Origin of the sequence: Variovorax sp. 54 (assembly GCF_002754375.1) — a bacterium.
In the GTDB taxonomy this organism is placed as follows: Bacteria; Pseudomonadota; Gammaproteobacteria; order Burkholderiales; family Burkholderiaceae_C; genus Variovorax.
On the sequence record NZ_PEFF01000001.1, the window covers coordinates 3,611,979 to 3,625,001 of the forward strand.

The 13,023-nt window shown below is 69.5% G+C and carries 12 protein-coding genes; 11 read left to right on the forward strand and 1 reads right to left on the reverse strand.

Annotation, left to right across the window (positions count from 1 at the left end; genetic code table 11):
- Positions 1-64: 64 nt before the first annotated feature.
- Positions 65-961 (reverse strand): LysR family transcriptional regulator, encoded by an 897-nt coding sequence (locus CLU95_RS16800; RefSeq protein ID WP_099794666.1) that lies wholly within the window; start codon positions 959-961, stop codon positions 65-67.
- A 131-nt stretch (positions 962-1,092) separates the two neighbouring features.
- On the opposite strand from CLU95_RS16800, the gene gtdA reads away from it, so the two are divergent.
- The 11 genes from gtdA to CLU95_RS16860 all read left to right on the forward strand — a co-directional run bounded on the left by gtdA (position 1,093) and on the right by CLU95_RS16860 (position 13,021).
- Positions 1,093-2,187 (forward strand): gentisate 1,2-dioxygenase, encoded by a 1,095-nt coding sequence (gene gtdA / locus CLU95_RS16805; RefSeq protein WP_099794667.1) that lies wholly within the window; start codon positions 1,093-1,095, stop codon positions 2,185-2,187.
- A gap of 70 nt (positions 2,188-2,257) precedes the next feature.
- Positions 2,258-2,962 (forward strand): fumarylacetoacetate hydrolase family protein, encoded by a 705-nt coding sequence (locus CLU95_RS16810; RefSeq protein WP_099794668.1) that lies wholly within the window; start codon positions 2,258-2,260, stop codon positions 2,960-2,962.
- 16 nt (positions 2,963-2,978) lie between these two features.
- The gene (locus CLU95_RS16815; protein WP_099794669.1) at positions 2,979-4,193 is read left to right on the forward strand and encodes a 3-hydroxybenzoate 6-monooxygenase; all 1,215 of its coding nucleotides are present in this window, start codon (positions 2,979-2,981) and stop codon (positions 4,191-4,193) included.
- A gap of 55 nt (positions 4,194-4,248) precedes the next feature.
- Complete coding sequence (locus CLU95_RS16820) at positions 4,249-5,229, forward strand: Bug family tripartite tricarboxylate transporter substrate binding protein (protein ID WP_099794670.1); 981 nt, start codon at positions 4,249-4,251, stop codon at positions 5,227-5,229.
- 84 nt (positions 5,230-5,313) lie between these two features.
- Positions 5,314-6,291, forward strand: a complete 978-nt coding sequence (locus tag CLU95_RS16825) for a Bug family tripartite tricarboxylate transporter substrate binding protein (protein ID WP_099794671.1) — start codon at positions 5,314-5,316, stop codon at positions 6,289-6,291.
- The gene (locus tag CLU95_RS16830; protein ID WP_099794672.1) at positions 6,291-7,652 is read left to right on the forward strand and encodes an FAD-dependent oxidoreductase; all 1,362 of its coding nucleotides are present in this window, start codon (positions 6,291-6,293) and stop codon (positions 7,650-7,652) included. Before CLU95_RS16825 ends, CLU95_RS16830 begins: the two co-directional genes overlap by 1 nt.
- 215 nt (positions 7,653-7,867) lie before the next feature.
- Entirely contained in the window at positions 7,868-8,563 is a 696-nt protein-coding gene (locus tag CLU95_RS16835; RefSeq protein ID WP_257214644.1) for a hypothetical protein, read from the forward strand.
- Between the two features lie 93 nt (positions 8,564-8,656).
- Positions 8,657-9,571: an acyl-CoA thioesterase gene (locus tag CLU95_RS16840; RefSeq protein ID WP_099794674.1), complete on the forward strand. Its 915-nt coding sequence runs from the start codon at positions 8,657-8,659 to the stop codon at positions 9,569-9,571.
- Positions 9,572-9,615: 44 nt separating this feature from the next.
- Positions 9,616-10,224 (forward strand): glutathione S-transferase, encoded by a 609-nt coding sequence (locus tag CLU95_RS16845; protein WP_099794675.1) that lies wholly within the window; start codon positions 9,616-9,618, stop codon positions 10,222-10,224.
- 382 nt (positions 10,225-10,606) lie between these two features.
- Positions 10,607-11,320: an SDR family oxidoreductase gene (locus tag CLU95_RS16850; RefSeq protein WP_099794676.1), complete on the forward strand. Its 714-nt coding sequence runs from the start codon at positions 10,607-10,609 to the stop codon at positions 11,318-11,320.
- 243 nt (positions 11,321-11,563) lie between these two features.
- On the forward strand, positions 11,564-13,021 hold the full coding sequence (locus tag CLU95_RS16860; protein WP_099794677.1) for a SulP family inorganic anion transporter: 1,458 nt from the start codon (positions 11,564-11,566) through the stop codon (positions 13,019-13,021).
- The last annotated feature ends 2 nt before the right edge of the window (positions 13,022-13,023 follow it).

Below are 13,023 nucleotides of genomic sequence, written 5' to 3' on the forward strand. Positions count from 1 at the left end.
GAGCCGCGATTATGCGAGCGCCCGGACGCCCTTTGGCGGCCGCCTGTCGTGCCGTTGCAGGCGCTCAGCTGCCGCTGAAGAGCTGGGCCAGCGTGCGGCGCAGCCAGGCGTTGCCCGGGTCGGCATGAAAGCGCTCGTGCCAGTGCTGCTTGACCGCATACGCCGGCAGCGTGAACGGCGGCGCCAGCACCTTCACCGGCTCCTGCGTGGCCAGCACGTTGCCCAGGATGCGCGGCACCACCACGATCAGCTCGGTGTGGGCCACGATGCGCGCCACGCTCAAAAAGCTCGACAGCCGCACCACCACGTTGCGCTTCAGGCCCAGGCGCGCGATGGTGGTGTCGACGATGGCGTGCCCCGTGCCCGAGCTGGACACCACCGCGTGCGCCTCTTCCTCGAAGCGCTTGCGCGTGAGCTTGGCGCCGATGCGCGGATGGTTCTGCGCCGCCAGGCAGACGAAGTTCTGCATGAACAGCACCTGCTGGTAGAAGCCCGCGTCCAGCTGCGGCATGAAGCCCACGGCCAGATCGACGTCGCCGTCCTGCAGCCGGCGCCCGCTGTGGGTGGAGATGATCTCGGTCTCGATGTGCACGCCCGGCGCCGCATGCCGCAGGTGGTCGAGCAGGCCGGGCAGCAGCACCACCTCGCTGATGTCGGTCATGCAGATGCGAAAGCGCCGCTGCGCGTGCGCCGGCTCGAAGCTGCTGCGGTTGCCCTGGGCCTGCGCGAGCTGCGCCAGCGCCTCGCGCAGGTTCGGGTAGATGCGCTCGGCGTGCGGCGTGGGCTGCATGCCCTGCGCGGTGCGGGTGAACAGGCGGTCGTCGAAGTGCGCGCGCAGCTTGTTCAGCGCCGTGCTGGCCGCCGCCTGCGCCATGCCCAGCCGCTCGGCGGCCTTGGTGACGTTGCCGGTCTTGTAGACCTCGTCGAACACGGCGAGCCATTCGAGATCGAGCTTGGACATGGGGTGAGGCGGGACGGAGCCCTGAAGGCGAAAGACACCATTATCGAAATTTCGAATTCCGTGTATTGGCACGCGGTCTTGAGCAAATAGTGGGCCGGGACAACAATGCCGGCCAACGGAGACACCGACCCATGAACCCCGCTTCTTCCAGCGCCCCTTCCAGTGCCGATGGTGCGCCTGCCAACCTGGCCGAGCGCCGCGACTACTACGCCCGCATCCGACCGCTCAACCTCTCGCCGCTGTGGGAGTCGCTGCATGTGCTCGTGCCGCGCGAGCCCAAGAGCCCGTGCGTGCCCGCGCTGTGGCGCTACGACGAGATCCGCCCGCTGCTCATGGAGTCGGCCGACCTCATCACCGCCGAAGAGGCCGTGCGCCGCGTGCTGGTGCTCGAGAACCCGGCGCTGCCCGGCAATGCGTCGATCACGCAGTCGATCTACGCCGGCCTGCAGCTCATCATGCCGGGCGAGGTCGCGCCGTCGCACCGCCATGTGCAGTCGGCGCTGCGCTTCATCGTGGACGGCAAGGGCGCCTACACCACCGTGGGCGGCGAGCGCACGACCATGCACCCCGGCGACTTCATCATCACGCCCTCGTGGGCCTGGCACGACCATGGCAACGAAGGCATCGAAGGCGTGACCGAGCCGGTGGTGTGGCTCGACGGACTCGACATTCCCATGCTGCGCTTCTTCGACGCCGGCTTTGCCGAGAACGACGACGCCAAGGTGCAGCACGTGGCGCGGCCCGAAGGCCACAGCCTGGCGCGCTTCGGCCACAACATGGTGCCGGTGCGGCACGACCACACCTCGGCCACCTCGCCGATCTTCAACTACCCCTACCTGCGCAGCCGCGAGGCGCTGGCGCAACTGCAGAAGCAGGAAGCGCCCGATGCCTGGCTGGGCCACAAGCTGCGCTACATCAACCCGCTGACGGGCGGTTCGCCGATGCCGACCATCTCGACCCAGCTGCAGCTGCTGCCCAAGGGCTTCGCCGGCCAGGCGCACCGCGCCACCGACGGCACCGTCTACAGCGTGGTCGAAGGCCACGGCACGGCCGACATTGCCGGCCAGCGCTTCGACTTCGGCCCGCGCGACACCTTCGTCGTGCCGTCGTGGGCGCCGCTGCGCCTGTCGTCGCCGAGCGAAGACACCGTGCTCTTCAGCTTTTCCGATCGTCCCGTGCAGCAGGCCATGGGCATCCTGCGCGAAGCCTTCCTCGAAGACGCCTGAAAGCGCGGCGACCTTCTTTCCTTCTTTTTCCTCTTTGTTTGATGTGCCGTCCCACGCGGCAGGAGCTTCCATGTCCTTCGTCTTCACGCCCCCTTCCATCGTCGGCCTGCCCATCGTCGGCTCCGACAAGCAGTTCCCCGTGCGCCGCGTCTACTGCGTCGGCCGCAACTACGCGGCGCATGCGCGCGAGATGGGCTTCGACCCCGACCGCGAACCGCCGTTCTTCTTCTGCAAGCCGAACGACGACGCTTCGGTCGTGCCCGTGGCCGAAGGCGCCACCGGCGCCGTGCCGTACCCCTCGCTCACGAGCAACTACCACTACGAAGCCGAGCTGGTGGTCGCCATCGGCAAGGGCGGCAAGGACATCCCGGTCGACCAGGCCGCCAGCCACATCCACAGCTACGCCGTGGGCCTGGACATGACGCGCCGCGACCTGCAGATGAAGATGCGCGAAGCCGGCCGCCCGTGGGAGATCGGCAAGGCCTTCGACTTCTCGGCCCCCATCGCGCCGCTGCGCACGCTGGCCGACGTGGGCGAGATCAACGCCGGCGCCATCACGCTCGAGGTCGACGGCCAGGTGCGCCAGAACAGCGACATCACGCACCTGATCTGGTCGGTGAACGAAGTCATCGCCAACCTCTCGACCTTGTTCGCACTGCAGCCCGGCGACCTGATCTTCACGGGCACGCCCGAAGGCGTGGGCGCGGTGAAGCCGGGCCAGACGATCAAGGTCAGCATCGAGCGCCTGCCGTCCCTGACCGTTCGCATCGACTGAGTTTCCTGGCCCGCGCATGACCCACTCGAAGCAACCTCCTTCCGTGCTGCTCGTCGGCGGCGGCATCGGCGGCATGGCCGCCGCGCTCGCGCTCGCACGCCTGGGCGTGGCCATCGACCTGCTCGAACAGAGCGCCGTCATCGGCGAGATCGGTGCCGGCCTGCAGCTCGGCCCCAATGCCTTCGCGGCGCTCGACGCGCTCGGCGTGGGCGAGGCCGTGCGCCGCAGTTCGGTGTTCACCGATCGGCTGGTGATGATGGACGCCGTCGACTGCACCGAGGTGGCGTCGGTGCCCGTTGGCGAGGCCTTCCGCGCGCGCTTCGGCAACCCGTATGCCGTGAGCCACCGCGCCGACCTGCACGGCGCGATCCACGAGGCCGTGAAGCAGCATCCGCTGATCCGCTTCCACACCTCGGCGCAGGTCGAGGCGATCGACACCGGCGCGCACGGCGTCACGGCCGTCACGCGCGACGGCCGCCGTTTCCAGGCCGATGCCATCGTCGGCTGCGACGGCGTGAAGTCGGTGGTGCGCGCCAAGCTCATCGGCGATGCGCCGCGCGTGTCGGGCCACGTGGTCTACCGCGCCGTGGTGCCCGCGGCCGACATGCCCGCCGATCTGCAATGGAACGCGCCCGTGGTCTGGGCCGGCCCCAACTGCCACCTCGTGCACTACCCGCTGCGCCACGGCGAGCAGTACAACCTGGTCGTCACCTTTCACAGCCGTGAGGAAGAAGAGTGGGGCGTCACCGACGGCAGCAAAGAAGAGGTGCTGTCGTACTTCGAGGGCGTGCACGCGCGCCCGCGCCAGCTGCTCGATCGCCCGACCTCGTGGCGCCGCTGGAGCACCGCCGACCGCGACCCCGTCGAGCGCTGGAGCGACGGCCCCGCCACGCTGCTCGGCGACGCGGCGCATCCCATGATGCAGTACCTCGCGCAGGGCGCCTGCATGGCGCTCGAAGACGCGGTGACGCTCGGCGAGGCCGTGAAGGCCTGCGACTTCGACATGACCGCCGCCTTCCAGCGCTACGAGCAGGCCCGCATCGCACGCTGCGCGCGCGTCGTGCTGTCGGTGCGCGAGATGGGGCGCCTGTACCACGCCCAAGGCGTCGAGCGCCTGGTGCGCAACAGCCTGTGGACCGGGCGCACGCCCGAACGTTTCTACGATGCGGTCGAATGGCTGTACGCCTGGCGACCCGAGCACTGCCTGGGCGACGCACCCGCGCCGCGCTGACACGGTTTTTCTGCGATATCCCACCCAACGAGGCCGAAGGCCCAGGAGACAACCCATGAACTTTCCGCGCGCATTGCTGACAACCGCCGTCCTGGCCCTGACCGCCGCCTCCGGCGCGTGGGCGCAGGGCAGCGACTACCCGAGCAAGCCGGTGACGCTGATCACCCCGTTCGCGGCCGGTAGCGGCCCCGACGCGGTGCTGCGGCTGGTGTCCGACAAGCTCTCGCGCCTGTGGAACCAGCGCGTGCTGGTCGACAACCGGCCCGGTGGCGGCGGCTTCATCGCCATCGACCAGGCGCGCCGCGCCGCGCCCGACGGCTACACGCTGCTGCAGCTCGACAGCGAGCACATCGCCGCGCTGCCGCACCTGTACAAGTCGCGCAACTTCGTGACCTTGCAGCACTTCGACCCGGTCGCCTCGCTGTTCCGCACGCCCTTCTTCGTGGCCGTGGGCAGCGAGTCGAAGTGGAAGACCATGGGCGACCTGATCGCCGCTGCCAAGGCCAACCCCGAAGGCATCGTCTACGGCTCGTGGGGCGTCGGCAGCCCGGGCCACCTGGGCGCGCAGCAGCTCGAGGCGCTCACGGGCATCCGCATGCGGCACGCGCCGTACCGCGAGGTGTCGCAGCTGTATTCGAACGTGGGCACGGGCGAGGTGCCGTGGGCTTTCGCCAGCATCCCGTCGAGCCAGGGCATCTACAAGGCCGGCAAGCTGCGCTACATCGCCGTGGCCGCGCCCAAGCGCATCCCGCAGATGCCCGACGTGCCCACCATGGCCGAGGCCGGCGGCCCGGCCTCGCTGGAGGTCAATTCCTTCGTGTCGCTGCTGGCGCCCAAGGGTGTGTCGGCGGCCGTGAAGGCCAAGATCAACGCCGACGTGGCCAAGGTGATTGCCGACCCCGACATCCGCGCCCGCTTCGACACCTTCGCCTTCGAGCCGCTGGCCTGGTCGCCCGAGGAGATCGAGCGCAACGCCGAGGCCAAGTCGAAGGTGTACGGGGAGCTGGTGCGCCGGGGCAACATCAGCCTCGACTGACGAGGGGGCGCCTTGCCCTGGGCTCGGCGCGCCAGTTAAGCTGGCTCTCTTTGCATTTTTGTTTACCTTTAACTGTCTTTTCCCATGCAAGCCACCAAGAGAGCCCTCCTGATCGCCTGCGGCTTGGCCGCCACCGCGGCGCTGCCGCTGTCCGCCAGCGCCGACACCCCCGCGTGGCCGACCAAGCCGATCCGCCTGCTGGTGGGTTTCCCGGGCGGATCGACGCCCGACATCGCGGCGCGCACCATCGCCGAGCCGCTGTCCCGCGCACTGGGCCAGCCGGTCGTGGTGGACAACAAGGCCGGCGCCTCGGGCAACATCGCGGCCGACCAGGTGGCCAAGGCCACCGACGACCACACGCTGGGCATCGTCATCAACGGCAACCTCACGTCGTCGAAGATGCTGTATCCCAAGCTGCCGTACGACCCGGCGAAAGACTTCACCTACCTGTCGCTGATCGCCACCGCGCCGCTGGTCCTCGTGGCGCAGAACAGCCTGCCCTCGGGCACCGCCTTCTTCGACGCCGCGCGCCAGGCCGGCGACAAGTGGAACTACGGCTCGGTGGGCGTGGGCTCGGTCGGCCACCTGGGCATGGAACTGCTCAAGAGCCGCGTGAACGGCTTCAAGCCCGAGCACGTGCCCTACCAGGGCAACCCGCAGGTCATCACTGGCATGCTGGGCGACCAGGTGCAGATGGGCCTGATCCCGCCGGGCGTGGCCATGCCGCAGATCCGTGCCGGCAAGCTCAAGGCCGTGGGCCTCACGGGCGGGCGCAGCGCGCTGGTGCCCGAGATCCCGCCGCTGGCCGACGCCGGCGTGAAAGACTTCAACCTCGAGGTGTGGGTGGCGCTGCTCGGCCCGGCCACCCTGTCGAAGACCGCGCAGGCACGCATCAGCCGCGAGATCGAAATCGTCATGAAAGACCCCGACGTGCGCCGCAAGCTCTTCGAGCAAGGCTGGCAGGCCGTGGGCACCTCGCCGGACGGCATGCGCACGCGCGTGAAGGAAGAGGCGGCGATCATGAGCAAGATCATCGCCACGCGCGGCATCAAGATCCAGTGATGACGACGACGCAGCAACCACACACCCTGAACGAACCGGCGCGCGCGCTGCCGGTGTTCGGTGACTTCGACGTGGTCGTGGTCGGCGGCGGCCCCGCCGGCATTGCCGCCGCCGTGAGCGCCGCGCGCCACGGTGCGCGCACGCTGCTGGTGGAGCGCTACGGCTTTCTCGGCGGCATGGGCACCGCAGGCGGCGTGACCAACTTCGCCGGCCTGTACGGCAAGCGCCGCGGCGAGATGACGCAGCTGGTGCGCGGCGTGGTCGACGACCTCATCGACCGCATCGCCGGCTTCAACGGCATGAACGCGCCGCAGAACGGCATGGGCGGGCGCATCTGCGTGCGCTCGTACGACACCTCGGCCTACAAGCTGGCCGCCGACCAGCTGCTCGAAGCGGCCGGCGTGCAGATGCTGTTCCACGCGTACGCCGCGGCGGTGCTGCACGACGGCGCGCGCATCAGCGCGCTGGTGGTCGAAACCAAGTCGGGCCGCCAGGCGATCCGCGCCAATGCCTTCATCGATGCCAGCGGCGACGCCGACGTGGCGGCCTTCGCGGGCGTGCCCTTCGAAGTGGGCGACGGCCACGGCAGCGGGCTGTTCCCGACCACCATGTTCCGCATCGGCCAGGTCGATGCGCCGGCCGCGCTGGCCGCGGTGGGCGAGTTCTCGGCCATCAACGACTTCATGGCGCGCGCCGAGCAGCAGCACCCGGGCAAGTACAGCTTTCCGCGCGAAGGCGCGATCCTGCGGCCCAACAAGGACCCGCGCGAGTGGCGCGCCAACGTCACGCAGATCCGCAACGCCGCCGGCGGCGCGATGAACGGCGTCGATGCGCGCGAGCTCAGCGACGGCGAGCTCGAAGGCCGGCGCCAGATCGCTGCGTACTTCAAGTTCCTGCAGGCCGAGGTGCCGGGCTTTGCGCCGTCGGCCATCGTGGAGATCGCGCCGCAGGTCGGCATCCGCGAGACGCGGCGCATCCAGGGCCTGTACGCGCTGGGCCGCGAGGACATCCTCGGCTCGGCCACCTTCGACGACACCATCGGCCTGAACGCCTGGCCGATGGAAATGCACGCCGACGGCCGCATCGAGTGGGCCTTCCCGCGCGACGAAGCCAACGCCTACAACCACCTGCCGTGGCGCATGCTGGTGCCGCAGACGGTCGACAACCTGCTGGTGGCCGGACGCTGCGCCTCGATGACGCACGAGGGCCAGTCGGCCGCGCGCGCCAGCGGCGGCTGCTTCGTGATGGGGCAGGCGGCGGGTACGGCGGCGGCCTCGCTGGGCAGCGGGCGCTTTGCGGCGATCGACGTGGCGGCGCTGCAGAAAAAGCTGGCGGCCGACGGCGTCGACCTGGACCGTTGAGAAGGTGTGAACGAATCCGCCATGCCCGCTCATCCCGCCCAGGCGCGCCCCCTCTGCGTTGCAAATGCTCGCCATAGCCTGGCTATGGCTGCGCTTTGCGCCTTGAGGGGGCGCGCCTGGGCAGGCTGCTCGGCCACGCCGGATTCATTCACACCTTCTGAGGGCGGCGCGGCGCTAGAGTCCGGGGCTGGATGAACTCGAAACCCGGACACACCGTGCCTCTTTCTTCTTCGCTGTCGACCCCCGCGCGTCGGCTCTTCCTGGCGCTGGCCTGCGCCGCCTTCGGCCTGCTGCAGGTGGGCTGCGCCAGCACCCCCGAGGGCGACCCCGTCCACGGCAAGGACCGCGTGCTGAGCTTCGTCGCGGCCAAGGACGGCCGCAAGGTCGCCATTGCCGGCGACAAGTACCACTACGTGTTCGACGGCGACCCCTCCGTGGCCGCGCTGCTGCGCTGGGACGGCCGCACCAAGGTCACGCCCGCGCTCATCGGCGAACTGAAGGTGGCGCGCAACCAGAGCTTCGAAGGCCAGTACGTGCTGATGGCGCTGGACGCCGACCTCACGCCCGAAGACCGCAGTTTTCTCATCCAGACCGGCTTCGCGAAGGCCGACGTGAAGTACGGCGACCGCACCGGGCCGATGCTGCGTTACTTCGGCACGGTCTACGGCACGCGCTACGCGGCGGTGGCGCTGAAGTCGGCCGACAAGATCGACTTTTCCCGCCGCCAGTACCTTCCGTACGTCGAGCAGGAAACGCTGAGCGGGCCGTTCACCAAGGCGGCGCCCTCGCCGCTGGCCTATGCCGCCGACGGTTCGATGCTGCTGGGCGGCGTGCCGGTGCGCACCGTCGATGGCGGTACTGACTACGGCTGCAGCCTGCGCCTGATGCTGGACATCTGCTTCTTCAAGTAGGCCCGTCGGGGCTGCTGACCGGGCCGCGACAGCGCGCGGGCCCGGCCTTTGCTATCGTCGAGGGCTGCTTTTTTCGCCCAGAAATCTCCCCCGATGACCCCCGAACCCGCTCTTGCCGCCCGCCTCGTTGCCGACCTCGTCGCCCTCATGCAGCTCGAACCGCTGGGCGGCGACCGCTTCCTGGCCCAGAGCGAGGACATCGGCACGCCCGCCGTCTTCGGCGGCCAGGTGCTCGGCCAGTCGCTCATGGCCGCCAGCCTCACGGTGGGCGCCGAGCGCCCGGTGCATTCGATGCACGCCTACTTCCTGCTGCCCGGTGAGCACGCGCCCATCGAGTACAGCGTCGACCGCGTGCGCGACGGCCGCAGCTTCACCACACGCCACGTGGTGGCGCGCCAGCAGGAGCGCATCATTTTTGAAATGTCGGCCTCGTTCCAGACCGTGGACGACGGCGTCGAGCACCAGTTCCCCATGCCCGCTGTCGAAGGCCCCGACGGCCTGACCAGCGAGCTCGACCAGCGCATCGCACTCGGCGACCGTCTGCCCGAACCCTGGCGCTCCAAGGCCATCCAGCCGCACGGCATCGAGTACCGGCGCGTCGACCCCGAAGACCTGCTGCGGCCCGAGGTGCTCCCCACCGAGAACCAGAGCGCCATCTGGATGCGCGCCATCGCGCCGCTGCCCGACGACCTGACCGTGCATCGCGCGCTGCTGGCCTACGCCTCCGACCACGGCCTGCTGCGCGCCGCGATGCTGCCGCACGGCCTGAGCTTCATGAGCGGCCAGGTGCGCCCCGCCAGCCTCGACCACGCGATGTGGTTCCACCGCGATTTCCGCCTGGACGACTGGCTGCTCTACGTGGTCGATTCGCCCAGCGCGGGCGGCGCGCGCGGCCTGTGCCGCGGCAGCATCTACACGCGCGACGGCCGGCTTGTGGCGTCGGCGGCGCAAGAAGGCATGCTGCGCATCCGCAAGCCGGGATCGCCGCGCACGCCGATCACGGGCTGAACGTCCTCCGCTTTCCTTCACTCACTCGCTCGATCGCTCCGACCATGAAGATCTTCTTCTCTCCCGCGTCTCCCTTCGTGCGCAAGTGCATGGTCGTGGCCCACGAGCTGGGCGTGGCCGATCGCATCGAAAAGCTCCCGAGCGCCGCCGGCCCGGTGAAGCGCGACGCCAGCATCCTCCCGAACAACCCGCTGGGCCAGGTGCCGACCTTCCTCACCGACGACGGCCAGGTGTTGTTCGACAGCCGCGTGATCTGCGAGTACCTCGACACGACACACGGCGGCGGCCTGTTCCCGGCCACCGGACCTGCGCGCTGGGAGCGCCTGACCGAGCTGTCGCTGGCCGACGGCATGACCGGCGCCGCGCTGCTCGCGCGCTACGAGACCATGCTGCGCCCCGAAGCGCTGCGCTGGACCGACTGGACCGACGGCCAGCTCGACAAGGTGCGCACCGGCCTCGAATGGCTCGAAGCGGCGGCGCCGTCGTTCGGCGAGCGCGTCGACATCGGCACCATCGCCTTCGGCTGCGCGCTGGGCTACATGGACTTCCGCTTTCCCTCGGTGGACTGGCGCGCCCAGGCGCCGAACAGCGCGAAGTGGTTTGCGGCGTTCAACCAGCGGCCTTCGATGCAGGCCACGATGCCGACGGTCTGATTCGCCGCTGTTGCTGTTCGGGGCGCGATCACGCCGACGGGGCACCTTGCTCCGCGAATGTCCTCCGGCCTGCGGCCTCCCCCTTGATTTCGCTGCGCAAGGCACCCCGCCAGCGTGATCGTTGTGAGCAGCCGTCGTTGATCGGCGGTCACCCGCAGCGTGCCCAGGTGCGCAGGGCACTGGGTGCTTCCCGCAGCGAAATCAAGGAGGAGGGCGAAGCCCGGGGGACATTCGCGGAGGGAAGTACCCGGTGGCCTGTGCACGCGCCCTGAACCATCGCGCCCCGAAAGCAACCCCCACAAAGCATTCCCCCCGAGAGCCCTCAACCCATGGCGCCCTCGCCACAATGCGTGTTTCGAATACACGAACCCAAGGAGCCCGCATGCCTTCAGACACCCCCCAAAAAGTAGCCATCGTCACCGCCGGCGGCAGCGGCATGGGCGCCGCCGCGGCCCGCAAGCTCGCGGACGACGGCTTTCGCGTGGCCATCCTGTCCTCGTCGGGCAAGGGCGAGGCGCTGGCGCAGGAACTCGGCGGCATCGGCGTGACCGGCTCCAACCAGTCGAACGACGACGTCAAACGCCTCGTCGACCAGGTTATCGCCGAATGGGGCCGCATCGACGTGCTCGTGAACAGCGCCGGCCACGGCCCGCGCGCGCCGATCCTGGAGATCAGCGATGACGACTGGCACCGCGGCATGGACGTCTACTTCTTGAGCGCCGTGCGCCCCGCGCGCCTCGTGGCGCCGCACATGGTGAAGCAGGGCGGCGGCGCGATCATCAACATCTCGACCTTCGCAGCCTTCGAGCCCGACCCCGTGTTCCCGACCTCGGGTGTGTTCCGCGCCGGCCTCGCGGCTTTCACCAAGCTCTTTGCCGACCAGTACGCGAAGCACAACGTGCGCATGAACAACGTGCTGCCCGGCTTCATCGACAGCCTGCCCGAGAAGGACGTGTTCCGCGAGCGCATCCCCATGGGCCGCTACGGCCGCAGCGCCGAGATCGCCGCGACCATCGGCTTCCTGGCTTCCGAGGGCGCGGGCTACATCACGGGGCAGAACCTGCGCGTGGACGGCGGCATCACGCGCTCGGTCTGAGCTGAGTCTCTTGCAACGGCGCTCCCTACAATCGGCGCCCATGTGTTCCCGGATGCCCCGCTTCCCCATCCGCCGCCGGCAGTCGGGCTGCTCGCGGCCGACGCCTCCCTGACGCGGGCGGCGTGAAGCGCGGCGGCTCACGGCCGTCGCCATCCGCACGGAGGCCGCTCGACGGCCCTCCCTCTCTTTTCCTGTTCCGCATCGCGGCGCCTCAGTGGCGCCTGCGGACTGTTGCCGTTCCCCATGCCTTCTACCCACAGTCGCCTGCGCACCGAGTGGTGCCCGAGCATTCCCCGCGAGCTGATGGCGGGCGCCGTCGCCACCTTCGCGCTCATCCCCGAGGTCATCGCCTTTTCCTTCGTCGCCGGCGTGGACCCGGCGGTCGGCCTTTTCGCTTCGTTCGTCATCGGCCTCGTGATCGCCTTCACCGGCGGTCGCCCGGCCATGGTGTCGGCCGCGGCCGGCTCGGTGGCACTGGTGGCCGCGCCGCTGGTGCACGCGCACGGCCTGCCGTACCTGCTGGCCGCGGGCGTGCTGGCGGGCGCGATGCAGATCGTGTTCGGCCTGCTGCGGCTCGGCGTGCTGATGCGCTTCGTGTCGTCGTCGGTGCGCACCGGCTTCGTCAACGCACTCGCCATCCTGATCTTCGCGGCGCAGATGCCGCACTTCATCGGCGCGAACACCGCGACCTGGGCCATGGTCGGGCTCGGGCTGGCCATCATCTACCTGCTGCCGCGCCTGACGACGGCGGTGCCGTCGCCGCTGGTGTGCATCGTGGCCGTGACGCTGGTGGGGCAGTGGCTCGGCCTGCCGCTCAAGACCGTGGCCGACCTCGGCCATCTGCCCGATGCACTGCCCACGTTCGCGTTCCCCTCGGTGCCGCTCACGCTGGAGACGCTGCGCATCATCGCGCTGCCCGCCTTCGCGATCGCCATGGTCGGCCTGCTCGAATCGATGATGACCGCGAGCGTGGTCGACGAACTCACCGACACACCGAGCTCGAAGAACCGCGAGTGCAGCGGCCTGGGCATCGCCAACGTCGCGGCCAGCTGCTTCGGTGGCATCGCGGGCTGCGGAATGATCGGCCAGACCGTGAGCAACGTGCGCTACGGCGGACGCGGGCGGCTGTCGACGCTGTTCGCCGGTGCCTTCCTGCTGATCCTCATGGTGCTGCTCAAGCCCTGGGTGTCGCAGGTGCCGGTGGCGGCGCTGGTCGCGATCATGGTGATGGTGTCGGCCTCGACCTTCGACTGGGGCTCGCTGCGCACGCTGGTGCGGCATCCGCGCATGTCGAGCGCGGTGATGCTCGCGACCGTGGCCGTCACCGTCGCCACCGACAACCTCGCCGCGGGCGTGGCGGTCGGCGTGATGCTCAGCGGCGTGTTCTTTACCTTCAAGGTCGCGCGGCTGCTGCAGGTGCAGGCCGAAGTGGAAGAGGGCGGCACGCGCGTCTACCGCGTCACGGGCCAGGTGTTCTTCGCCTCGGCCGACATGCTGGTCGATGCCTTCGACGTGCGCGAGATCGACGGCGCGCCGGTGCGCATCGACGTGACGCAGGCGCACTTCTGGGATGTGACCGCCGTGGCCGCGCTGACCAAGGTGGTCGAGCGGCTGCGCAAGCACGGCAGTGTGGCGGAGGTCGTCGGCCTCAATCAGGCGAGCCGCGACCTGATCCTGAAGCTCGACGCCGCGCCCGAGTGACG